The organism is Ruegeria sp. CDSA241 (assembly GCF_059611265.1).
In genome coordinates, this window is the sequence record NZ_JBXWPF010000016.1 from 16,817 (window position 1) to 40,303 (window position 23,487).

Annotated in this window: 24 protein-coding genes; 10 read left to right on the forward strand and 14 right to left on the reverse strand. The window is 58.2% G+C overall.

The annotated features are described in order from the left end of the window. Positions 1 to 2: 2 nt before the first annotated feature. From fliP to fliF, 4 genes are read right to left on the reverse strand one after another with little or no spacing between them, the layout of a single operon-like run. Positions 3 to 731 carry a flagellar type III secretion system pore protein FliP gene (gene fliP / locus AC2FJV_RS14675; RefSeq protein ID WP_496690251.1) on the reverse strand — a complete coding sequence of 243 codons (729 nt, stop codon included), beginning with the start codon at positions 729 to 731 and terminating at the stop codon, positions 3 to 5. Then, positions 731 to 1,018, reverse strand: a complete 288-nt coding sequence (locus AC2FJV_RS14680) for a FliM/FliN family flagellar motor switch protein (protein ID WP_281995694.1) — start codon at positions 1,016 to 1,018, stop codon at positions 731 to 733. The genes fliP and AC2FJV_RS14680 overlap by 1 nt, the downstream gene beginning before the upstream one ends. Then, a complete protein-coding gene (locus AC2FJV_RS14685) occupies positions 1,011 to 1,607 on the reverse strand; it encodes a FliH/SctL family protein (RefSeq protein ID WP_281995695.1) in 597 nt (198 codons plus the stop codon). The genes AC2FJV_RS14680 and AC2FJV_RS14685 overlap by 8 nt, the downstream gene beginning before the upstream one ends. After that, positions 1,607 to 3,193 carry a flagellar basal-body MS-ring/collar protein FliF gene (gene fliF / locus AC2FJV_RS14690; protein ID WP_281995696.1) on the reverse strand — a complete coding sequence of 529 codons (1,587 nt, stop codon included), beginning with the start codon at positions 3,191 to 3,193 and terminating at the stop codon, positions 1,607 to 1,609. Before fliF ends, AC2FJV_RS14685 begins: the two co-directional genes overlap by 1 nt. Before the next feature lie 119 nt (positions 3,194 to 3,312). On the opposite strand from fliF, the gene AC2FJV_RS14695 reads away from it, so the two are divergent. The 5 genes from AC2FJV_RS14695 to AC2FJV_RS14715 are packed head-to-tail and all read left to right on the forward strand — an operon-like array spanning position 3,313 to position 7,946. Further along, a complete protein-coding gene (locus AC2FJV_RS14695; protein WP_281995697.1) occupies positions 3,313 to 3,810 on the forward strand; it encodes a flagellar basal body-associated FliL family protein in 498 nt (165 codons plus the stop codon). A gap of 9 nt (positions 3,811 to 3,819) precedes the next feature. Beyond that, positions 3,820 to 4,326, forward strand: coding sequence for a hypothetical protein (locus AC2FJV_RS14700; RefSeq protein WP_496690252.1), 507 nt, complete (start codon positions 3,820 to 3,822; stop codon positions 4,324 to 4,326). Beyond that, entirely contained in the window at positions 4,323 to 4,898 is a 576-nt protein-coding gene (locus AC2FJV_RS14705; protein ID WP_496713996.1) for a MotE family protein, read from the forward strand. The genes AC2FJV_RS14700 and AC2FJV_RS14705 overlap by 4 nt, the downstream gene beginning before the upstream one ends. Before the next feature lie 46 nt (positions 4,899 to 4,944). After that, a complete protein-coding gene (motA, locus tag AC2FJV_RS14710) occupies positions 4,945 to 5,814 on the forward strand; it encodes a flagellar motor stator protein MotA (RefSeq protein ID WP_496690254.1) in 870 nt (289 codons plus the stop codon). Then, on the forward strand, positions 5,811 to 7,946 hold the full coding sequence (locus tag AC2FJV_RS14715) for a hypothetical protein (RefSeq protein ID WP_496713997.1): 2,136 nt from the start codon (positions 5,811 to 5,813) through the stop codon (positions 7,944 to 7,946). The genes motA and AC2FJV_RS14715 overlap by 4 nt, the downstream gene beginning before the upstream one ends. A 122-nt stretch (positions 7,947 to 8,068) precedes the next feature. Here AC2FJV_RS14715 and betB read toward each other — a convergent pair whose 3' ends face one another. Then, a complete protein-coding gene (gene betB, locus AC2FJV_RS14720; RefSeq protein WP_496713998.1) occupies positions 8,069 to 9,523 on the reverse strand; it encodes a betaine-aldehyde dehydrogenase in 1,455 nt (484 codons plus the stop codon). Between the two features lie 166 nt (positions 9,524 to 9,689). Between betB and AC2FJV_RS14725 the strand changes: the two genes are divergently transcribed. Further along, on the forward strand, positions 9,690 to 10,019 hold the full coding sequence (locus tag AC2FJV_RS14725; RefSeq protein WP_271952366.1) for a hypothetical protein: 330 nt from the start codon (positions 9,690 to 9,692) through the stop codon (positions 10,017 to 10,019). A 13-nt stretch (positions 10,020 to 10,032) separates the two neighbouring features. Here AC2FJV_RS14725 and AC2FJV_RS14730 read toward each other — a convergent pair whose 3' ends face one another. Both AC2FJV_RS14730 and trhO read right to left on the reverse strand, forming a co-directional pair. After that, the gene (locus AC2FJV_RS14730) at positions 10,033 to 10,536 is read right to left on the reverse strand and encodes a potassium channel family protein (RefSeq protein ID WP_281973307.1); all 504 of its coding nucleotides are present in this window, start codon (positions 10,534 to 10,536) and stop codon (positions 10,033 to 10,035) included. Positions 10,537 to 10,609: 73 nt separating this feature from the next. Beyond that, the gene (gene trhO, locus AC2FJV_RS14735; RefSeq protein ID WP_496694325.1) at positions 10,610 to 11,515 is read right to left on the reverse strand and encodes an oxygen-dependent tRNA uridine(34) hydroxylase TrhO; all 906 of its coding nucleotides are present in this window, start codon (positions 11,513 to 11,515) and stop codon (positions 10,610 to 10,612) included. 96 nt (positions 11,516 to 11,611) lie between these two features. Here trhO and pncA point away from each other — a divergent pair, with 96 nt between their 5' ends. Continuing rightward, positions 11,612 to 12,205: a bifunctional nicotinamidase/pyrazinamidase gene (gene pncA, locus AC2FJV_RS14740; RefSeq protein WP_496713999.1), complete on the forward strand. Its 594-nt coding sequence runs from the start codon at positions 11,612 to 11,614 to the stop codon at positions 12,203 to 12,205. On the opposite strand, the gene AC2FJV_RS14745 is transcribed toward pncA, so the two are convergent. Beyond that, positions 12,202 to 12,735, reverse strand: a complete 534-nt coding sequence (locus AC2FJV_RS14745; protein WP_282022091.1) for a hypothetical protein — start codon at positions 12,733 to 12,735, stop codon at positions 12,202 to 12,204. The genes pncA and AC2FJV_RS14745 overlap by 4 nt on opposite strands. A gap of 165 nt (positions 12,736 to 12,900) precedes the next feature. On the opposite strand from AC2FJV_RS14745, the gene pncB reads away from it, so the two are divergent. After that, positions 12,901 to 14,193, forward strand: coding sequence for a nicotinate phosphoribosyltransferase (gene pncB / locus AC2FJV_RS14750; protein WP_142638615.1), 1,293 nt, complete (start codon positions 12,901 to 12,903; stop codon positions 14,191 to 14,193). Positions 14,194 to 14,196: 3 nt separating this feature from the next. On the opposite strand, the gene AC2FJV_RS14755 is transcribed toward pncB, so the two are convergent. From AC2FJV_RS14755 to AC2FJV_RS14780, 6 genes are read right to left on the reverse strand one after another with little or no spacing between them, the layout of a single operon-like run. After that, positions 14,197 to 15,648, reverse strand: a complete 1,452-nt coding sequence (locus AC2FJV_RS14755; RefSeq protein ID WP_496714000.1) for an aldehyde dehydrogenase family protein — start codon at positions 15,646 to 15,648, stop codon at positions 14,197 to 14,199. A gap of 32 nt (positions 15,649 to 15,680) precedes the next feature. Beyond that, entirely contained in the window at positions 15,681 to 17,279 is a 1,599-nt protein-coding gene (locus AC2FJV_RS14760; RefSeq protein ID WP_496714001.1) for an ABC transporter ATP-binding protein, read from the reverse strand. Beyond that, entirely contained in the window at positions 17,276 to 18,091 is an 816-nt protein-coding gene (locus AC2FJV_RS14765; RefSeq protein WP_496714002.1) for an ABC transporter permease, read from the reverse strand. Before AC2FJV_RS14765 ends, AC2FJV_RS14760 begins: the two co-directional genes overlap by 4 nt. Then, a complete protein-coding gene (locus AC2FJV_RS14770; RefSeq protein WP_282027660.1) occupies positions 18,088 to 19,035 on the reverse strand; it encodes an ABC transporter permease in 948 nt (315 codons plus the stop codon). Before AC2FJV_RS14770 ends, AC2FJV_RS14765 begins: the two co-directional genes overlap by 4 nt. Positions 19,036 to 19,075: 40 nt before the next feature. Further along, the gene (locus AC2FJV_RS14775) at positions 19,076 to 20,095 is read right to left on the reverse strand and encodes a hypothetical protein (RefSeq protein ID WP_282022086.1); all 1,020 of its coding nucleotides are present in this window, start codon (positions 20,093 to 20,095) and stop codon (positions 19,076 to 19,078) included. 27 nt (positions 20,096 to 20,122) lie between these two features. After that, positions 20,123 to 21,610 carry an ABC transporter substrate-binding protein gene (locus AC2FJV_RS14780; protein ID WP_496690263.1) on the reverse strand — a complete coding sequence of 496 codons (1,488 nt, stop codon included), beginning with the start codon at positions 21,608 to 21,610 and terminating at the stop codon, positions 20,123 to 20,125. Between the two features lie 170 nt (positions 21,611 to 21,780). Here AC2FJV_RS14780 and panB point away from each other — a divergent pair, with 170 nt between their 5' ends. Both panB and panC read left to right on the forward strand, forming a co-directional pair. Further along, complete coding sequence (gene panB, locus AC2FJV_RS14785) at positions 21,781 to 22,620, forward strand: 3-methyl-2-oxobutanoate hydroxymethyltransferase (RefSeq protein ID WP_496690264.1); 840 nt, start codon at positions 21,781 to 21,783, stop codon at positions 22,618 to 22,620. Continuing rightward, on the forward strand, positions 22,617 to 23,459 hold the full coding sequence (panC, locus tag AC2FJV_RS14790) for a pantoate--beta-alanine ligase (protein ID WP_142638600.1): 843 nt from the start codon (positions 22,617 to 22,619) through the stop codon (positions 23,457 to 23,459). The genes panB and panC overlap by 4 nt, the downstream gene beginning before the upstream one ends. Positions 23,460 to 23,487 lie beyond the last annotated feature (28 nt).

The window sequence follows — 23,487 nt, forward strand, 5'->3', positions numbered from 1 at the left end:
ATTCATGTCATATAGCTACGCACCAGCGCGCTTGCGATCAGCGACCAGCCGTCGGCGATGACAAAGAAGGCTAGTTTGAACGGCAGCGACACTGTTGCAGGCGGAACCATCATCATCCCCATCGACATCAGCACAGCGGCCACCACAAGATCAATGATCAGAAACGGCAGGAAGATCAGAAACCCGATCTGAAAGGCCCGCGCTATCTCAGAGAGCATGAAAGACGGCATCAAGATCGACAAGGGTGCCTCGGCCGACAAGGACACAGTATCACCCCCAGGGCGTAGGGCCGCAATGGCATGGAAGGTATCGGGATCAACTCGCCCTGCCATAAAGGCACGAAACGGCTGCAACGCGCGCTCCAACGCTGGTTCGACCTCCATCGCTTCTTCGACCATGGGGCGAATGCCTGTGGCCCAGGATTCGGAAAAGACCGGCTCCATGATGAAATAGGTCAGAAACAGTGCGAGGCTGACGATCAGCATGTTGGGGGGGGATTGCTGCAATCCGATCCCTTGCCGCAAGATGGCCAGAACGGTGATCAGGAACGGGAAACAGGTAATCATGATCGCCAGCCCAGGCGCAAGGCTGAGCACGGTAATCAGCAAAATCAACTGAATGGTGCGCGCGGAAATCGACCCGCCTTCGCCCAGTGACAGCGACACCTCTTGCGCGGCGGCCAGAGACGGCGTCAGCGTCAGCAGCACCGCCACCCAATACAGGAAACGCATTACCCGATCCCGTTCTGCAGATCCGCGATTTCGGTTAGGCGCACGGCCAGTTGCCCGGCTTGATCACCCTCCATCTCTTCCAGCAGACCGCGCGCCACCAGTTGATCGCCAACATATAGGTCCACAGGATCTTCGATCCGTTTGTCCAGGATGAGAACAGCGTTTTCCCCCATATTCAGCAGATCCCGGATGAGCGGGCGCGCCCGACCGACTGACACGGTTACCTCGATCGGAATGGAATCAAACGGGCTGGCTTTTTCGGGTTTGGGGGATTGCGGGTCACTCATTGTTCAATGCCTCTTTTGCCTCATACACGTAAGCGTCAAATGCTGAACGGATTGTCTCTAGCAAGGCGCTGCTATCCACCTCTCGCTGCGAAGTACCAACCTGCAGACGCGCCTGACCGGCCCCAAGAGACGGGTCCTCGACAACGCGGGTCGGGGTGGCCAATTCGGGGGGCAACAGCCCTTCGACAACACTCACGAACCCCGAAGGCACAAAGATTTGCATCGGTTGGCCAATCTGTTCACCGGCCATTTCTGTAAGCTGTTCGACCAGCCGCGTGGCCTGCCCCCGATCCAGGGTGTTCGGCAACACCAGATTGACGAGGCTCTGGAACATGGGCTCTAACGACATTGTCATCCGGCTCGTCGCCTCATGATAAGTAAAGGACATATCCTCGAGCGCGCGGGCAAGGTTGTCTGATACCTTTCCACGACCCTGTTCCTGGGCCTGAAGGGCATCGTCCCATCCGGCGCTATAGCCGTGTTCGAAGGCACCAAGCCGCTGTTCTTCCAGCGCCTCTTCGTCCAATAAATGAACTTTGCCGCCGCCTGCCTGTACAGTGAAATCCTCAAGAAGATGAGCTATCGACATCACGCACGCTCCTCACTTTCTTCAAGCCAGCTGCGCAGGATTTCCACGGTCTCCTCCTGCTTGTCGCCGATCATGGCCCGCAGCCGATCAACCGGATCAGCGCCCGGATTTGCCGCCAGCGCGGGTACATCCCCCGGGGTATGTCCCGGAATAGCGGCGAATTGCCCGCCCTCTTCGGTCGCGATCTCACCGGTCAGAACCGCCTCGGGCTCTGGCGGTGTTCCCGCCGGCAAAAGGGCGGGGGCAAGGGCCGGTTTCATCAGGATCGGGCGGATCACGAACAATCCCAGAACCAGCATCACGATCGCCAGAACGGCCATTTGGACCAGTGACATCGCGTCAAAATGAACCTGCTGCCAGATCGAGGACGAAACCACAGTTCCGCCAGGCTCTACTGCGGGCAGATCCAGCGATTTCAGTGTGATGACGTCGCCACGTTCGGCATCGAACCCAACGGCCGAGGCCACAAGCTCAGCCAGCGCATCAAGCTCTGTCTGAGGCAACGGCACAAAGCTTTCAGCACCAGAGGCATCCACAGAACGCGTTCCATTCACCAGAACCGCAACGGTCAGGCGCTTGATCGCACCGGGTGCGGTGTGAACCTCTAACTCAGTCTCGGATACCTCATAGTTGACCCGTTCCCGTGTCTGTGTGGCATTCGAATTGGATGCATCCCCGCCCGCGCCGTCGCCATCGGGCAGGTTCGACGCAACCGTGACATCGGACGATTGGTTCCGGGCGCTGTCAGACCGTTCCTCGACATCGGTGCTGATGGCCACGCGCCCCTTAGGATCAAAGCGCCTTTCACGGATGGATTCGGTTTTAGTGACCGTATCAACACTGACCTCAACGACTGCATTTCCGGCCCCCACTCGGGCCTCAATCAGACGCAGGACCCGTTCGCGCAGCTGGCGCGACTTGTCATCCGCAGAATCTGCTGCCACCGCAGTCTCTTTTGCGCCAATGACCGCACCATTGGAATCAATCACCGCCACATTCTCGGGTGCGAGGCCGCTGACGGCAGAAGAGACCAGAAAACGGATCGCCTTGGCCTGATCCGAAGTGATATCCGCACCCGAGGACACCAGATAGACCGAAGCCGTCGGCGCGACGCTGCGCTGAAACGGGTTCGTTGACCCGTTGGCAATATGCACGCGCGCCTGACTTATGTGAGGGCTGCCGACAATCGTGCGCGCGAGCTCACCCTCTTTCGCACGCCAATAGGCCGCATCGAACATTTGCGAGGTGGTGCCAAAGCCGCTGAGTGAATCCAAAAGCTCATACCCGCGGTTTCCGTTCGCAGGCAGGCCTTCGCTGGCCAGAGTCATGCGCAATTCGTCCCGCTGCGAGCCGGGCACGTAAATCGAACCGCCTCGAATCTCATACTGTACGCCGCGCTGATCCAGTGATCGAACGATATCCCCCGCCGCGCCGCTTTCCAGCCCGGCATAGAGTAGGGTCATCGACGGCGCCGTCGCCAACCGCGACATCGCAAGGACCCCCAAAAACACCAGCACGACTGCACCGGCGACAATGATTTGCTTTCGCCTGTCCAAACTTGCCCAGACAGTTCCGATCTGCTGCACGCTCACCTCCGACTCGCCGACATTCTGCCCGGCGCATCCCCTGTTTGGACGATTGCCCTTAACAATCGGTTAGTCCCTGCCGGGTTATGACATCCCCAGACTGAATGAATGAGGACGTCATGACTGACGCGACTGCAGAACAGGCAGAAGCCCCGGAAAAATTGGGGAAAAAAGGAATGATCATCGGGGTGATTCTGGCCGTTGCCGGGGCTGCGGGCGGGTATTTCCTGACCACTTCGGGACTGCTGCCATTTGGCGGCCAACCAGCCGCGGAAGACGCCAAGGAAAAAGACAAAGGGGCCGAGGTTAAGGCCCTGCCCGAGGTTGGTTTTATCGACCTGCCGGCGGTGATCGTCTCGGTCAATGCCGGCGATTCGCGGCATCTGAAGTTCCACGCCCAGCTTGAGGTGAACAGCGGCTACGTCTCGGATGTCGAGAAGATGAAGCCTCGAATCATGGATGTGCTGAACGGGTACCTGCGGGCGGTCGAAGTGTCGGATCTGGAGGATTCGCTCGCACTGATGCGCATCCGCGGCCATCTTTTGCGTCGCATTGAAATCGTCGTCGGCGAAGGGCGCGTGCGCGATGTCCTCGTGATGGAATTCGTATTGAATTAGGAGGCCGAGATGGAGCTGATTGCAGATATTTTGCTGGTCGCAGGTGCGCTGGGCGCGGGTCTTTACTGTTTTGTGCTGTCCCGTCGGTTAAAGCGGTTCACTAATCTGGAACAGGGGGTCGGTGGCGCGGTTGCTGTCCTGTCATCCCAGGCGGATGAGCTGAAGAAGTCGCTTGATTCGGCGCGGACGGCCTCGGACCAATCGGGCCTTGTGCTTGAAGCTCTGACCCAAAGGGCGGAATCGGTTGCTCAGCGGCTCGAACTGATGATGGCTTCGATGCATGATGTCATTCCGGCCGAAGAACCCGCCAATGACATCAAGGTTGAAGATCCCAAGCCGCAAGAACCCAAGGCCGCGGAACCAACGACGGATCCTGTGCCTGAAGAGGTTCCAATCGAGGCGGTGGAAAAGCCAGAGGATCCTGCTGCGCCCAAATTTGAGGACACTCAGGAAAAGCGCCCGGGCGGGCTGATGTTTTTCCGCCACGACCGCAATAGCGGAGAGGCCGCGACATGAGCGGACACGTTGTAGAGAAACGACCAAGAAGCGGTGTCCTGACAGTTATTTCACTGTTGATGCTTGGGTCAGCCGCGATTCGGCTGGGGTTTGAGGCTGCACCAGCCCTGGCAAAAGGGGCCGAGCAGGCAGAAGCAATTCCGAAAGAGACCCAAGCAGAGCTGCCCGGAGCCCGGATATTGCTGACCGAATTGCTGCGGCGCGAAGAGGCGTTGAAAAAGCGCGAAGCCACCGCCATTGATCGGGAAAAGGCGCTGGCCATTGCCGATCAGGCCATCGAGGCCCGCCTGGCCACCCTGCAGCAGGCAGAAGAGGCGCTGCGTGAGACGCTGGCCATTGCAGAAAAAGCGGCTGAGACAGACCTGACGCGCCTGACGGATGTCTATCAGAACATGAAGCCGAAAGACGCGGCCGCCCTGTTTGAAACGATGGACCCGACCTTTGCCGCCGGATTCCTGTCACGGATGCCGCCCGATGCCGCAGCCGGTGTTTTGGCAGGCCTGAACCCCGAGGCTGCCTATACAATCAGCGTGATTATGGCCGGGCGAAACGCTTCGGCTCCGCAGGAGTAGCCCCCATGATTTTCAACCCTGCATCGGAATTCACCGGAGACCTCTTATGATCGGAATTGTCGGAATTGTCATTATTTTCGTCATGGTGTTCGGCGGCTATTTGGCGGCTGGTGGGAAAATGACCATCATCATGAAATCCCTGCCGTTCGAGATGATGATGATCGGTGGCGCCGCGGTCGGCGCATTTATGATCAGCAATGACCTGAGCGCCGTGAAGCACACGATCAGGGATATGGCAAAAGTATTCAAAGGGCCGAAGTGGAAGCCCAATGACTACCGTGATCTACTGTGCCTGTTGTTTTCGCTGATCCGGATCGCCAAGGCCAACCCGGTCGAGGTTGAACAGCATATCGAAGACCCCGAAAACTCGCCTCTGTTTTCGACTTATCCGAAAATTCAGGCCGACAAAGAAGCCGTCGACTTGATCTGCGACACGATGCGGGCTGCCTCTTTGAATTATGACGATCCCCACCAGGTCGAAGAGGTGCTGGAAAAGCGGATGGAGGCGAATTTTCACCACGCGATGCACTCTAGCCACGCGCTACAGACTGTTGCTGACGGCCTGCCCGCACTTGGAATTGTTGCGGCAGTTCTGGGCGTTATCAAAACGATGGGATCGATTGATCAACCCCCAGAAGTGTTGGGAAAGCTGATCGGTGGCGCTTTGGTCGGGACGTTCCTGGGGGTCTTTCTGGCTTATGGGCTGGTCGGCCCATTTGCAGGAAAACTCAAATCCGTGGTGGAAGAAGACAATCATTTCTATCAGTTGATCAAAGAGGTTCTGGTTGCCAACCTGCACAACCACAACCCTGCCATGTGCATTGAGGTCGGGCGGCAGAACACTCCCACCCATAACAGGCCGGGTTTCTCAGAACTTGAAGAGGCCTTGAAAGAGCTCAAGCAGGCAGCGGCATGATCCGATACGCCCTGATGGTTTCAGCGGCGCTTACGGCCGCTGGACAGGCTGGCGCGCGCGACATTTCTGTGCGATCGGGCGAGCATGACGGATATACGCGTCTTGTTGTGCAGGTGCCCCCGGGTACGGAATGGGGTCTGAAGCAAACGAAGAATGGCGCAAGACTCAACGTGGCGCTTCCTGATGCCGAATTTCAAACCGGAGCGGTATTTCAGCGGCTGTCGCAGAACCGTCTGTCTGCGATCTCACAGACCAGCCCGGGTGATGCGTTAGAGATGGAATTCGGCTGCGACTGCTTTGCCACCGCATTTCTGCATCAAAACACGATGATCGTTGTGGATATTGCGCCGGGGGCAGCCCTTCCACCGATCAGCAGCGACATTCCACCCCCAACGCTGCCCAAAGCCGCTGTGGTAAACGCCCCGCTGCCCGGGCCACAGGCGCTTGATCCTCTGGTATTGCCGCTTTTGAATCTCAATGCGCAGGTATTTGAGGACCAGCTATCGACGCGATTGTTGCAGGGCGCTGACCGAGATCTGGTTGATCTTGAACTATCTCAGATTGGGCCCAGGAACTCGAATGGCAATCAATCGCTCGACATGCCACCGCGTATGGACCTGAACATCGCAGTTACGTCGGTACTGGACGATCTGGATGGCTTGCTGGGACCATCCATTCCACAACTGGAAAAGAAACCAGCCTGCATTTCCAGCGCCGAGCTAGGTTTTGACAGCTGGTCCGATGAGCGCCTGTTCCCCGAACAGGTGGCAGAGCTGCGCACTGGCCTTTTTCAGGAGTTTGATCGCCTTGACAAAGTACGAGCCATGAAGCTTGCCAAGCTCTATGCGTATTTCGGCTTCGGTGCCGAGGCGGTTCGCAGCCTTGGCTGGATGGGTGAAGAGACGCCGGAAACGAACCGGATTTCTGCGATTGCCGCTGTTCTGGACGACCGGCCACTGAAAGGGTCAAATCCATTCCGCGACCTACAGCGTTGCGAAAGTGACGCCGCAATCTGGGCCGCTCTGACCGAGGGTAAGCTCGCCGAAGATGCCCAGATAAGGGTTATGGAACATTCCTTTGCGCGACTACCGGATCATCTGCGCCGGCAAGTCGGACCTATGCTGTCCGACATTTTCGTTGCAGCCCAAAAACTTGAAGCCGCGCGGCGCGTCTTGCGGGCTGTTGATCGCATCGAAACCAAACCCAGCCCCGGCGCAACACAGGCCAAGGCCAGTGTTGCAAAGGCTGAAGGTAATCAGGAAAAATCCGAAACCTTGCTGAGTGACGTAGTGAGCAGCTCGGAAGCGGGGCTCGAAGCGCCTCTGGCGCTGGCGCGGTTGATTGAACAGCGGTGGGCGGAACGCGGGTCAGCCTCCGCCCGGGAGCTCGAACTTGCCGCATCTTATACGGTCGAATTGCGCCGATCTGAGATCGGGCCACTTATGCAACGGACATATGCGCTGGCACTGAGTTTGGGCCAAGAGTTCGACCAGTCTTTTGATCTGTTAGAAGATATTCCGAATTCAGCTGAAACGCTGGACCGGGCCGTTCAAATACTGACTGCGCGCGCCGACGACGATACCTTTTTGCGGCGCATCATCAACCTGCCCGAACCGATGGCACAATCGCTGACAACCGAAACCGCAATCTCCATTGCCGAAAGGTCGGCATCGCTGGGGTTTGCCCGTCCAACGCTCTTTTGGTCCAACCGACCTCAGGACACTATCAGGCGAAAGGACCGAGCCCTTTTGCGCGCGCAGGCCGCATTGTTGTCCGGCCAGCCACACAAAGCCTTGCTGGAGTTAGGGGATGACCCCTCGGACAAGGCCATGTCACTGCGGGCGCAGGCCAATCTGGATATAGGTGAGTTTGAAAATGCAGGGCGGGTACTGTTGCAGTTTGACAGGGTGAACGAAGCAGAAAGATTGTTCTGGCTTTCTGATATGGAAGACGTCCCGCAGCCTGAGGCCGACCAAAAATTTGGACAGGTCAGGCGGGCGACTCTGGCATTGGCAGAACCTGTAACCAGGATTGAAGAACGACCATTGGCGGATGCAACTGCCCTGCTTGAAAACAGCGCCAACGCCCGGGAGAATATCGCTCAGCTTCTCGCATTTATGAGGGCAGACTGAAACGTCTGGGCAAAACTCAGGGTGGCCACCCAGTCAGGGCTGATCTCCTGACGAACCGCGGCATCCAATGCCCTGTTCCCGAGGGAAAACCTCATGAACAGAGCCTGAATTGGTGGGTTTAGTCAGTAAGGCGCCTCGACGTCATTCATCGAGACATAAACCGTTTTCATCTCGCTGAAATGATTGATTGCCAATTTCGAGTTTTCCCGCCCGACCCCAGACATTTTTGACCCGCCAAACGGGGCTTCAACCGGTGCGAGGTTGTAAGTGTTGATATAGCAGGTGCCCGCCTCGAACGCGGCCGCGATACGATGGGCTCGGGTCAGATCTTTGGTGAACACACCGGCTGCCAGACCGAATTCGGTGTTATTGGCGCGGGCCATCACCTCTTCCTCGGTTTCGAAATCCAACACTGACATAACCGGGCCGAAGATTTCCTCGCGCGCGATGGCCATGTCATCGGTCACATCGGCAAAGACGGCGGGCTGAATGTAGAACCCGTCGCCTTCGATACGCGCACCGCCATAGACCAAACGCGCACCTTCTGCCTTGCCTTTTTCAACATAACCCAGAGCGATATTCATCTGGTTTTCGCTAACCATCGGACCGAAATTAACCTCTTCATCCATCGGGTCGCCGATTCTCACATTCGCCAGACGCTGGGACAGGCGATCGAGGAAGGCTTCTTTGATGCCTTTGTGTACAAAAACGCGGGTGCCGTTGGAACAGACCTGACCCGAGGAGTAGAAATTCCCCAAAATGGCGCCAGACACGGCGTTTTCGATATCCGCATCGTCGAACACGATCATGGGGGACTTGCCGCCTAGTTCCATCGTGACATGCTTCATGCCATCGGCTGCTGCGGCATAAACCTTGCGCCCTGTCGGTACCGATCCGGTCAGCGAGACCTTGGCAACACGGGGGTCCGTCACAAGTGATGCGCCCACATCGCCATAACCCTGAATTACGTTATAGACACCCTTTGGTGCCCCGGCCTCGACCAGGATTTCGGCCACTTGCAGAGCAGACAAGGGCGTGGTCTCGGAAGGCTTGAATACCATCGTGTTGCCGCAGGCCAAAGCAGGCGCGCCTTTCCAGCAGGCAATCTGGGTTGGATAGTTCCACGCGCCGATTCCGACGCAAACCCCAAGCGCCTCACGGATCGTATATACGAAATCCCCACCACCCAGCGGGATATGCGCGCCGGTCAGCGAGGCCGCCAGACCTCCGAAATATTCCAACGCATCGGCTCCGCTGGTTGCATCGGCAACCAACGTTTCCTGCAGCGGTTTTCCAGTATCGTGGGTTTCGATGATCGACAGATCACGATTGCGTTCGCGCATGATGTCCGCGGCGCGGCGCAGAACACGGCCCCTTTCGGTCCCAGACATCGCGGCCCAGTCTGCCTGTGCCGATTTTGCACTGTTTAGAGCCTGATCTATGATCTGCGGAGTAGCAGAATGCAGCCGTGCGATCACTTCCCCTGTTGCAGGGTAGATCACGTCTATGGGTGCTCCGGTCGTGTCGTCGACATATTCACCGTTGATGAAATGGCTCGCCTTGGGCTGAAATCTCATTGTGGGGATTCCCTGATCAGAAGCTGTTTCCTCCGCGTTTATATTTTATTGACTCAGCAGTCAATAAAACTGATCCAGAGCGATTTCCTGCCAATTCCAACAGGCCGTGGCTTGAAATTTTCGGTAAATGTTCTATTTATGTTCTACATAGTCAGAGGATCAACCGATGGCCCATTCATTGCGAAACACCGCCCCGCACGGCCCGACAAACGACTATCACCTGCTGCCCGCCACCGATCGGCAGATACGCTATGCCCGCGCCATCGCGGAGCAAACTGCACTTGAGATTCCGGTCGAGGCGCAGCGCGACCGTCAGTCCATGTCTGCCTGGATTTCCAAACACAAACCTGATGATCCCTCGCCATTTGCAAATTACCCGACCGGCAAGCAGGTTGCCTTTGCCGAACGTATCTCGCGCAGCAAACGCCGCCCAATCCCGTCGGAGTGCTTTCGCGACAAACAGATGATGTCGCGTTGGATAGATCAAAACAAATAGACGAAATCAGAGCCTAATCCGGACTATGATTGCGGGCATACAACGCCACCGCCGCCGCGACGAACAGGCCCAGTAGGATATAGCCGGTCACCGCCTCGGCCACGGCCAGGGCGCGGCACAGCCCGGTTGGGGACATATCGCCGTACCCAACGGTGGTGAATGTAACATAAGAAAAATACAGGATATCAGCGGGCCCTTGCGCCCCGATGACGCAATTATCCTGGTACCCGAATGCGCCATAGGCAGCGGCGAACAGGAACGGAACGACCTGAATAAAGGACACACCCATCAAAAACAGAATGCGGCGCGGTGATTTCACCTGAGTCATATAGAACCAGGATTGAGACACCATCCACACAACCAGCCCCACAGAGGCGATCGTACCGATCGTGTCACCTGCAGTGCCCTCGCTCAGACGGGACAGACCGAACCATGCGAGGAAACTGGCAACCACCATTGCGGCTGCCGCCAGCAGCGTTGATTTCCATTCTTCCAAAGTCGTGGGTTTTCGGGACATGGAACCTCCAACGCGCTGAAATCTCCGGGATTATCCGGTGGACTGTCCTGCGTGGCAACCAGATTTCAGCAAATCAGTCTGCGCCCAGATGCTCCTGTCCCCGCTGACGTGCCAGCAGGATCTGTTTTTGACGTTCCCGGAACCGGGTTTTGTCGACCTCAGAGGTTTCCTCTATGCATTGATGGCAGGACACGCCGTGTTCGTATTCGGCACGTTTCACATCCTCGGGAAGGATCGGGCGACGGCAGCCATGGCACAGGTTGTGCGGCCCTTCGACCAGCCCATGCCCAACAGATACGCGGTTGTCGAACACAAAGCATTCGCCCTGCCAGGTGCTGTTCTCGACGGGCATTTCCTCGAGGTATCGCAAGATGCCACCTTTCAGGTGATAGACATCCTCGACCCCCTGACCCAACAGGTAATTGGTGGATTTCTCACACCGGATGCCACCCGTGCAAAACATCGCCACACGCTTATTGTGGAACCGGTCCTTGTTTTCTTCCCACCAGGTGGGGAATTCACGAAAACTGCTTGTTTCAGGGTCTAACGCGCCCTCAAACGTACCGATTGCCACCTCGTAATCATTTCGGGTGTCGATCACCACCACATCATCCGAGCGGATCAGATCATTCCAGTCTTCGGGCTCGACATAATTGCCGACACGGGCGCGCGGATCGATATCCGGTTGGCCCATGGTCACGATCTCTTTTTTCAGGCGTACCTTGATCTTGCCAAATGGCGGTTGGTCAGACGTGGCCTCTTTCCACTCCAGATCAGCACAGCCGGGCAGCGCACGGATATGGGCCAAAACCGCGTCAATGCCAGCGCGGGGTCCGGCAATAGTGCCATTGATCCCTTCCTGTGCCAGCAAGAGCGTCCCTTTGACCGATTGCGCGCGGCACAGCTCAAGCAAGGGCTCACGAAGGGCTTCGTGGTTGGCGAACCGGGTGAAATGATAGAGAGCAGCGATCGTATACATGCGCGCGGTCTAAACCCGCGCGGACAGAGTCGCAAGAGACCGGATTGACGCCCCTTGTCGCGCCCACTACCGATAACGCAACCGAAGGAGGTCCCCATGACCCATGCCCTTATTGTGATCGATGTTCAGAACGATTTCTGTCCCGGCGGTGCGTTGGCGGTTCCCGGCGGAGATGAGATCGTGGCTCCGATCAACGCGATGATGCCAGATTTTGACGCGGTGATCCTGACTCAAGACTGGCACCCTGCGGGGCATTCGTCCTTTGCCAGCAGCCATGCGGGCAAAAACCCCTATGACATGACCGAGATGCCTTATGGGCCTCAGGTTTTGTGGCCAGATCACTGCGTGCAGGGAACAAATGGGGCAGCATTTCATACGAACCTGCGTACGGATGGCGATCTGATCCTGCGCAAAGGGTTCCGCAGCAACATCGATAGCTATTCGGCGTTCTTTGAGAACGACCAGACCACGCCCACCGGGTTGGAAGGGTATCTGCGCACCCGTGAAATCGAGAGACTGACACTCGTCGGACTGGCCACGGATTTCTGCGTCTACTACTCTGCGGTTGACGCAGCGCGGCTGGGTTTCGACGTGTCAGTTCAGATGAGAGCCTGCCGGGCAATTAATCTGGATGGGTCATTGGCCTCGGCAGAGACCGCGATGAAAGATGCTGGCGTTCGGCTGATTTAAGGGGTTGCCCCCGCAGCCGCCAGATACTTGAGCAGTGCAAAGATAATCACCGCCAACCCCAAAGCAAACCCAACCCGGCCTGGTACAGTTCGGCGCTTTGGTCCGACCGATTCCGCCTGCTGTGGCCTGGGTTTCCACATCGGAACCTCTTTGGGCAACCCGGCGCGCGGCTTGGCGGCTTTTACATCGTTCATGAACTTCAGGAAATCAAACTCGCCGCAATATTCGCCTTTGACTCCCGTCGTCCGGATATTGTGAAACAAGGCTCGCAGAATGCGATCCCTGTCCGCCGTATCCTGTGGACGGTAATATCCATGGGTAATCTCGCTGCGCGTCGAATCCAGACCAAAACCGGCATCATGAAAAATTTTGCGTATTTTGGGTGACGCTGCCCGCAATGCATCGGCTGTTTTCACATTCCGAAACAGCGCACGCACCTTGCGTCCGTTTTGCGCCCCTGACGGGGTCGTCTCCGGATCGTTTTCCCCCGAAGCGATCGTTACAATATCAAAGTCGTACTCGAGAACCATTCACTAACTAAACCTCGACTATCCATCCCCCTCTTTCCACTAACCGGTGAAAAGACCCCACAATATGCTCGCATTGTGACTTGACCTTGTCATTGTCATCAATTTAGCGACTCTTGCCATTCCACGCACCTATTGATCTAACAACGGAAATCGCAGGAGTTCCCAATGGTCGATATTGCGACGCGAGTATACAATCACAAATGGAAGATTGACCCGATTGTCCGGTCTTTAATCGACACAGACTTCTACAAACTGCTGATGTGCCAGTCAGTGTTTCGAAATAAGCCCCAAACGGATGTGGTGTTTTCACTTATTAACCGGTCGAATCACATTCCATTGGCTGAATTGATTGATGAGGGAGAGCTGCGCGAACAGCTGGACCACATTCGGTCACTCAGCCTGAGCCGGGGGGAAAGCACTTGGCTGCGCGGCAATACCTTTTATGGCAAACGTCAGATGTTCCGTTCGGATTTCATGGGGTGGTTCGAGAACCTGCGACTGCCGCCCTACCACCTTGAACGCAAAGGTGATCAGTACGAATTGACCTTTGAAGGCAAATGGCACGAGGTCATGCTGTGGGAAATTCCCGCATTGGCAGTCCTGATGGAGCTGCGATCCCGCTCGGTGCTGAATGCGATGCGGCGGTTCGAGCTACAAATTCTCTATGCTCGTGCGATGACCCGTGTATGGGAGAAAATCGAACACTTACGAGGGATTCAGGGGCTGGGCATCGCCGATTTCGGCACTAGGCGGCGGCATTCCTTTCTATGGCAGGACTGGTGCGTCCAAGCCATGATCGAAGGTCTGGGCCCTGCATTTACCGGCACCTCGAACTGCCTGATCGCCATGCGGCGCGAGGTCGAGGCCATCGGCACCAATGCCCACGAGTTGCCCATGGTTTACTCTGCGCTGGCTGATACTGATGAGAAACTGGCGCAGGCACCTTATGATGTGCTTAGCGATTGGCACGAGGAACATGACGGCAACCTACGGATCATCCTGCCTGATACCTATGGCACCAAGGGTTTTCTGGACGACGCGCCAGATTGGTTGGCGGGATGGACCGGCATCAGAATCGACAGCGGTGATCCGGCAACCGGTGCAGAAACTGCGATCAAATGGTGGCAATCGCGCGGTGAGGATCCCAAACAGAAACGCGTGATCTTTTCTGACGGTCTGGATGTCGGCAAAATCCGCGAACTGCAAAGTCAGTTTGCAGGCCGCACCAAAGTATCCTTCGGCTGGGGCACGCTGCTGACCAATGATTTCAGAGGGCTGGTTCCCGATGACGCGCTGGCACCCTTCTCGTTGGTCTGCAAGGCGGTTTCGGCCAATGGTCGCCCGACGGTTAAACTCTCGGACAACCCGGAAAAAGCGATGGGTCCGGCGGATCAGATCGAGCGCTACAAACGTGTCTTTGGCGTTGGCGTGCAACAGCCAATCGAGGTCATCGTTTAGGCCCTAACCATGGAAAGCAGCTACCGTTTTCACCTGTGAGAACCCGTACAGCGCCTCGAACCCTTTTTCGCGACCATGGCCGGATTTCCCGACACCGCCAAAGGGCAGCTCCACACCGCCGCCAGCGCCGTAATTGTTGATAAACACCTGCCCCGACCGCAACTTCTTCGCCAGCCGCATCTGCCGCGCGCCATCGCGTGTCCAAATGCTGGCAACCAGCCCGTAATCGGTGGAGTTGGCGATCTGCAGGGCCTCTTCTTCGGTCTCAAAGGGGATCAGCACTTGGACTGGGCCGAAAATCTCATCCTGTGCCAAAACATGATCAGGGGGTACGTCGGCAAACAGGGTCGGTTGCACATAGGCACCAATCTCGGGTGCGTGGCCAACAATCGGCCCCTGGCCCACGATATTCAGATCTGCGCCTTTGTCGATAAATCCGGTCACGATGTCCTTCTGACGTGCTGAAATCAGGGGCCCCAGGCGCAAATCTTCGGACGCGGGCCCAACGGTCAACTCGGAATAGGCCGAGGCCATGCGCGATTTGACCTGCTCATACACTCCGCGTTGCACCAGAACGCGGGAGGAGGCCGAACAGGTCTGCCCTGCGTTCTGAACGCCCGCATTCACCAGAAATGGCAGGGCCGCATCCAGATCTGCATCGTCGAACACCAGCTGCGGGGATTTCCCGCCCAGCTCCAGCGTCACTGGCACCACGTTATGCCCAGCGGCCTGTTGCACCAACGCGCCGGTGGCAACGGAGCCGGTGAAGGACACATGCTGAATCCCCGGATGCGCCGACAGCGCCGCCCCGGCCTCGGCCCCCAGCCCCGGAACCACGTTCAAAGCGCCCGCCGGCAACCCGGCCTGCTGCGCCAGATGGGCAAAGGCAAGCGCGGTCAAACAGGCCTCTTCCGCTGGTTTCAGCACACAGGCATTGCCCATCGCCAAAGCCGCCCCGACAGAGCGGCCGATGATCTGCATAGGGTAATTCCACGGCACAATGTGGCCCGTCACACCATGCGGTTCACGCAGGGTATAGACGGTATAGCCATCCAGATAAGGGATCGTTTCGCCCATCACCTTATCCGCCGCGCCTCCGTAAAACTCACAATACCGCGCCAGTGCCACCGCATCGGCGCGCGCCTGTGTCAGGGGTTTGCCGACATCCATCGCCTCCAACGCGGCCAGATCATCGACACGCTCCAGCACCATCTGACCCAACCGGGTCAGAATGCGCCCGCGCTCTAATGCGGATTTGCGGCCCCAGTCCCCATCCAACGCTTTTTGGGCCGCGGCCACGGCTGCGTCGATGTCACCGGCATCTCCGCGCGCGATCCGGCAAAGTTCAGATCCGTCCGAGGGGTTGATCAGCGGCAGATCGGCCTGCGAGGCTGGGCGCTGCCATGCGCCGCCAATCAGGCACAAGCTGGGATCGAACCACAAGGGGTTGGTCATGTCAGGCTCCATTTCGTCTCTAACATTGAAGTTTACGCCACATCCTGACCGATATCCGGCAGGATAGGTGCAGCGGCAATCAGAGTTTGGGTATAAACGTGCTGCGGGTTGGAAAAGACCTGTTCGGTCTTACCCTGTTCAACAATTTGCCCCGCCTGCATCACCAAAACCCGGTCGGTAATGGTGCGCACGACGCTTAGATCGTGGCTGATGAACAGATAAGTCAGATCATAGGCGGCGCAGAGCTCGGCCAGCAGATCAAGGATCTGCGCTCGGACAGAAACATCAAGGGCCGAGACCGCCTCATCAAACAGGATCAGCTCGGGCCGGATGATCAGGGCACGGGCGATGGCAATACGCTGCCTCTGCCCGCCCGAGAATTCGTGAATGTACCGACCCGCGTCATCGGGGCTGAGACCTACGGCTGTCAGAATCTCGGCGATCCGATCCTGCCGCTCGGACCCGGTTGGGGGATGTTCGAGCAGGTGAAACGGCTCGGTGATCAGGCGCGTGACCCGGTGTCGGGGGTTGAAGCTGCCATAGGGGTCCTGGAACACAACCTGCATCTTACGCCGGACGGCCAGATTGGGTTTGTGCCCCGTGAATACTGGCTGCCCGTCCAGCAGAATCTGGCCGCTCTGCACCTCTTCCAGCCCCAGGACAGCCCGTGTTAGGGTCGATTTTCCGCACCCGGACTCTCCGACCAGGCCTAAGCGCTCGCCTTTGTTCAGTGTAAAGCTGACCCCAGCCACAGCCCTGTGGTGTCGCGGCGCATCAAACAAGCCCTTTCGGGGCAAACGGTAATCCCGGACCACCTGTGCAACCTCAAGCAAAGGCTGTGTCGGTTTGGGTTCCGGCAGGTTGACCTGATGGCCCGAAGCCCGGAACAGCATGCGTGTATAAGGGTGCTGCATGTTCCGCAGCAAGGGTTCGGTGGCGCCGGCCTCGACGACTTCGCCATAGCGCATGACGATGATCCGGTCGGCCATATCGGCCACAACCGCCAGATCATGGGTGATCATTAGCAATCCCATGTCGTATTCGCGCACCAACCCCGTGAGCAGGTCTAGAATCTGCGCCTGCGTAGTGACGTCCAGCGCCGTCGTAGGTTCGTCCGCGATCAGCAACCTTGGGCGCAACGCGATGGCCATGGCGATCACCACGCGCTGACGCTGACCACCGGACAGCTCATGCGGATACCTGGACAGAGGGAACCTTTCGGGCGGAAGGCCGACGCGCGTCAGCACTTCTTCGGCACGGGACCGGGCCTGTGCAGTAGGCATGGCCTTGTGGATCAGGATTGTCTCCATCACCTGATCCCCGATGGTTTTGACCGGGTTGAGCGCAGTCATGGGTTCCTGAAACACCATCCCGACCGAGGCGCCGCGCAGAGCGCACATCTCATCCTCGGAACAGTTCAGCAGGTCCAGCCCGTCCAACCGGATCGCGCCCGCGGCATCCGCACCGTTTGGCAGCAGTTGCATCACCGCCAACGCCGTCATGGACTTGCCCGAACCGCTTTCACCGGTGACGGCGACGATCTCACCCGACGCAACAGACAGGCTGACCTGTTTGAGGATGTCCATGCCATGAATCGACAGGTTGAGATTTTCGATTTCCAGCAAGCTCATGCGCGCGCCACCCGTATTTGGGGGTCCAGCCAATCCCGCAAACCGTCGCCCAGCAGGTTCAGCCCCAAAACAGTGACAATGATTGCAAGCCCCGGAATCAGAGCCAAATGCGGGGCAAAACTGACCATCGTCTGCGCATCTGCCAACATCCGGCCCCAACTGGGCGTAGGCGGTTGCGCACCCAACCCGACATAGGACAGGCCTGCCTCGGCAAGAATGCCAAGGCTGAACTGGATGGTGCCCTGTACGATCAGCAAGTTCGCCACATTCGGCAGGATATGTTCCGCCGATATCCGCGCCGCGCCCTTGCCCGAGACCCGGGCGGCCAGGATGAACTCTCGCTCCCACAGGGACAGCGCAGCGCCACGGGTGATACGGGCAAAGACCGGAATGTTGAAGATACCGATGGCAATGATGGCGTTGACCGCCCCGGCACCGAAAACGGCAGTGATCAGGATGGCGATGACCAACGACGGGAAAGCAAAAACCAGATCGTTGCCGCGCATGATCACCTCATCCAGCCACGTGCCTTTGCGCGCCGCTGCCGCCAGACCAAGTGGCACGCCCAATGTCATGCCGATCCCCACCGCCACCAAGGCCACAGCGATTGAAGTGCGCGCACCCACCATGATCATTGAGAACATGTCCCGTCCAAAATGATCGGTGCCGAACCAGTGCTGCGCATTGGGTGGTTGCAGCTTGGCGGGAATATTCAGCGCGGCGTGCGCATAGGGCGTCCAGACAAAGGAAAGTGCGGCCGCCAAGACCACCAGCGAGGAGAGCACTGCACCAAGGATGAGGTTGCGGCTCATGTCCTGCTCCTCAGACGGGGGTCAACGGCGGCATAGGCGAGATCAACCAGAAAATTCACCGTGATCACTGCAAAAACCAGTAGCATGACCACGGATTCCACCACGATCAGATCGCGGGCCGAGATCGCTTGAAACACCAGCCGCCCGAGGCCGGGCAGGTAAAACACCTGTTCGATAATGATGGACCCGGCCAGAAGAAAGGAAAACTGCAGCCCGATGATAGTCAGCACCGGGATCAGCGCATTGCGCACCCCGTGACGCCACAGCGCCTGTCGGCGGGACAGGCCCTTGGCCCGTGCGGTGCGCATGAAATCCTCACCCAGAATATCCAGCAGGGCCGACCGCATGACCCTTGCAAGAATCGCCGCCTGTGGCAGGGCCAGCGCTATGGCTGGCAGGGTCAGCGAGTGTAGACCGGTCCAAAACCCGTCGTCCCAGCCTGCGAACCCTCCAGCGTTGAACCAGCGCAGATTGATGGCAAAGACCAGCACCAGCATCATGGCGAACCAGAAATTGGGCACGGCGATGCCGAGCTGTGTGGCCCCCATGACCGCCACATCGCCGGGCCGCCCCCGGCGCGCAGCAGCGTAAATCCCGGCGGGAAAGGCGATCAGGGTTGAAAGGGTCAGTGCATAAAGCGCCAGCGGCAGCGACACCCAAAGTCGGTCCGCAATCATCTGAGACACCGGCGTGCGATAGGTGTATGAAGTGCCGAAATCCCCGACCAGCATTCCGCTGACCCAGTTGAAATAGCGCTGCGGTTTGGACACATCCAACCCCAGCTCGGCCCGCAGCGCGGCCAGCGTGTCCGCCTGCGCGTTGACGCCAAGCATGAAGGATGCCGGATCGCCCGGCGCGACCTCGATCACTGCAAAAATGACCACCGAGGCGATAGCCAGGCTGATCACCAGCGAAATCAGACGTTTGAGGGCATAGCGTAGCATTACAAACAGGTTACGGGTGCGAGCGGCGCCTACGCAACAGCTACTTGTAGGACTGCTGCTCTTGCCGGACCAGATCAGTCGCGCAGGTCGAAAGCTTCGCCGCGGGTGCGCTGTCCACCAGCGTTTCCAGATTTGTCTCGGTCCGGGCCAGTGCCGCCCGACGAAGGACCATCAGGCGCGCGCGAGGACTGTCCAGAAACTGCTCCTGCGGGATGAGCGTTTCCAGCGGGCTGTCGATGCGGATGACCTCGAAATAGCCGCCAAACAGGGCAAGGAAGGCAAAGGCGCAGTTTGGTGCCTCGGCCCCGCATTGGTCAGAACAGAGCTGCGCGATGGGGCGGGTCGACTGGGATGTCATCAACCAGTTTTCCACCGCCGGGCGCCAGCTATTGTCCACAGACAGATCGCCATATCCCAGCCCCAGGGCCAGCAACCCCGCCATGCCCAGCGCCTGATCGGAATTCATGTCAACTGGATCAGGCTGAATGTGGCGCAGCGCTGCCAGACCGTCGCCGCGCGGCTCGGGATCGACCGTCAGATAACTCAGATAAGGTTTGAGGTCCTGCATCAGCTGCCCATCCGCCAACAGATCGCCGCGCATTTCTGGATCGCCATAGAGCGCCACAATTCGCGTCGGGTAGTCCGTAGCTTGATGTTCTCCCAACGCATTGAGCTGTGCAATCAGCTTCGGGTCTGGTGTGGGGCGTTTGGCATCCAACAGCGCTTGGGCAAGCTCATTTCCACCTTTCGCCTCGACCAACAGCCAGGATCGGCCAAAGGCCGTCAGGTCTTTTTGACGAAACAGCTTGCGCGAACCCTTTCGGCCCAGCGATTGGCGGAACGGAGATGGTCCAAGATCGGCGGTTTCAATTCGCCCCAACAGCAGACGAGCCTGCGCGTTGCCATCAGCCGCCAGATCCGCCAGCAGTGGCAGAGCGCGTTCATCATCGCCCTCCAGCCACAGTGTCACCGCCTGTTCAAGCGGCGTATCCCCTTTGGCGACCGGCGCAATCACGGCTAAAACCGCAATCATCAACGCAACGAGGGTTGATCTTCTCATGCGCCGGTCTCCTCTCTGGAACTGGTCTTATTCCGCCCAACTGATGGCGGTCAGGTCGATGGCCGCTGTGGGTGCGTTTTCCCAAAGTCCCTGAACGCCAGCCTTGGCAACGCCAAGCTTGGCCAGCTGGAACAGATACCCGTTGACGTAATCATTTGCGATCAGACGCTGCGCTTCGCCCAACAGGCGGGTACGCTCATCAGGGTCGGTGGTGGCGTTCAACGTCTCCATCAGCGTCTGAAAGTCGATGCTGTCATACTGGAAATAATAGTCGGGCCGCGCATAGATGCCGATATCCATCGGCTCGGTATGGCTGACGATAGTCAGACCAAAATCCTTGCCCTTGAACACCGATTCCAGCCACTGCGCCCATTCGACATTGATGATTTCAGCCTCAATCCCGACCTCGGCCAGTTGTGCGGCGATGATCTCGCCTCCGCGGCGAGCGTAAGAAGGCGGCGGCAGGTGCAGAGTGGTCTTGAACCCTTCGGCATAGCCCGCATCGGCCAGCAACTGCGCGGCCTTCTTGGGGTCATACGCCGAATTGCCGGTCAGATCGACATAGGCGGGGTTGTGCGGGGCAAAATGCGTTCCGATGGGCGTGCCATAGCCGAACATCGCGCCGTCAATAATTGCCTGACGGTCGATGGCATGGGCCAGCGCCTGCCGCACCCGGATGTCGTCAAAGGGCGGCTGCTTGTTGTTGGTGGACAGAATCGTCTCACCCTCGGTCGAGCCGACAAGCACCTGAAAGCGCGGATCAGCCTCGAACTGCGGCATGTTCTCAGGCGCCGGGAAAATGTCGAACACATCAACATCCTCGGCCATCATGGCGGCAAAGGCGGCGGTCGGGTCCGAGATGAACTTGAATGTAGCAGACTCTAACGCGGGCTGATCACCCCAATAGTCGGGGTTTCGCGTCAGCGTGATGCTGTCCCCCTGCACCCAGTCCCCAAAGGCAAACGCGCCGGTGCCGACCGGGTTGGTCTTGATCGTCTCTATGCTTTCGGGGGCGACAATCACCGCATCCCCCCAGGCCATATTGAACAGGAAATTCCCGTTTGGTCCTGACAGGGTGACCCTGACGGTCAGCGGATCCACGACCTCTACGCTTTCGATCCCGGCAAACAGGGCTTTTTGTGCATTGGCGCTGTCTTCAGCGCGGGCCCGGTCAAGGCTGAATTTGACGTCCTCGGCATCCATGGTGGTGCCATCGTGGAAGGTCACACCATCGCGTAGCTTAAAGGTATAGACGGTGCCGTCGTCTGATATCTCCCAGCTTTCCGCCAGCCCGGGCACGACCGATCCGTCGCCCATGAACCGGGTCAGACCTTCGAAGATATTGGTATAGACAACCGAATCGATGGCCTGTGCCGCAGCGCTGGTCGGGTCCAGATGCGGCGGCTCAAGCTGCATTGCGATGGTGATGTCGGATTTGGCCAGGGCTTGGGTGGCTATCAAACTGGCTCCAATCGCCAGCGCCGATGCAAAAGACCGAAACATCTGCTTTGTCATATCGTTGTCTCCCCACTGAAACTGTGTGGTCCTGCATGTCGCGGACCGGTCTGCGGACCAATGTCCCTTTAAACCTTAGGTCAATCAAGGAAATGTTCGCGCAACCGGGCTATCTTTGGCCCGGTCCAATCTGCTATGCCGCACCGCAACATGAACCGCGAGGAGCGAGCATGAGCGCCACCGCCCGCAAAAGAGCCCCGAATGCCGTGGATATTCGCTCCCGAAAAGGTGGCGAGCCACTGGTCAGTCTGACCGCATATACAACTCCGATGGCCCGACTGATGGATGATCATTGCGACTTTGTTCTGGTCGGTGACAGTGTCGGCATGGTGCTACACGGGTTGGAATCCACCCTTGGCGTGACGATGGAGATGATGATCCTGCATGGTCAGGCTGTTGCTCGCGGGCTGGACAAGGCGATGATGGTCATCGACATGCCCTTTGCCAGTTACGAGGAAAGCCCCTCACAGGCGTTCCGCAATGCCGCCCGCCTGATGGCGGAAACCGGTGCCGGTGCGATCAAGCTAGAGGGCGGGGTCGAAATGGCCGAAACCATCCGCTTTCTGGTCAAGCGCGGCATCCCGGTGATGGCGCATATCGGCCTGACCCCGCAGTCGATCAACACGCTGGGCGGCTACAAGGTGCAGGGCCGTGATGATCAGGCACAGACGGTACTGGCCGATGCCCATGCCGTGGCTGATGCAGGCGCCTTTTCCCTTGTGTTAGAGAAGGTCCCGCAGAGTCTAGCCAACCAAATCACTGCCGAGGTCGCCATCCCTACTATCGGCATTGGCGCGTCCGCCGGATGTGACGGGCAAATACTGGTGGTGGACGACATGGTCGGCTTTTTCACCGCTTTCAAACCGAAATTCGTCAAACGATATGCCGAGCTGGGGCCACTGGCCGAGGCCGCCATCGCCGAGTACGCCGCCGAAGTGCGCGCACGCGCTTTCCCCGCCGATGAACATGTCTTTGCCAATCAGGCTCCGTCACAGGGCACAGTTAAATGACCGCTCCGATCCTGCGTCGCCTCTCCGATCTGCGCGCCTTGACCGCCAACTGGCGCAAGAATGGTGAGGCAATCGGCGTCGTCCCAACTATGGGCGCGTTGCATCCGGGGCATCTGTCTCTGGTTGAGGCGGCCAAAAATGGCACCGACCGAGTTATCGTGACGATTTTCGTGAACCCAACGCAGTTTAACAACCCCGAGGATCTGGCCAATTATCCGCGCACCGAAATCGAAGATGCTCAGAAACTGGCCCCCTATGGCGTTGATGCAATTTATGTGCCGGACCCGGACGAGATCTACCCGCAAGGCTTTGCCACCACCGTATCTGTAACTGGCCTGACCAGTGTGATGGAGGGCGAATTCCGCCCCGGCCATTTCGATGGCGTCGCCACTGTGGTCGCCAAACTGTTCCTGCAAACCCAGGCAGACAGAGCCTATTTTGGGGAAAAAGACTATCAACAGCTGCTGGTCGTGCGCCGCATGGCGCGCGATCTGGATATCCCGATCGAAGTGATCGGCTGCCCCACGGTGCGTGAACCCTCGGGTCTGGCCATGTCCTCGCGCAATCAGCGCCTCTCGCCCGAGGGGGTGGAGATTGCAGCGCACAAACACCGCATCATGCTGGATCTGGCCAACGCGCTAAAGAACGGCGCCCCGTTCGACACACTGGCAGCACAGGCCAGTACCGATCTTTTGGCCGCAGGTTTTACACAAGTGGAATATATCCAACTGCGCTGTGCGGAATCTCTGAACCCGCTGACACATGCGGACCGACCCGCCCGCCTGTTTGCCGCGGCCTGGGCGGATGGAGTGCGTCTGATCGACAATATTCCCGTCTGAACACTCTGGTACGCAACCGACTGTTTGC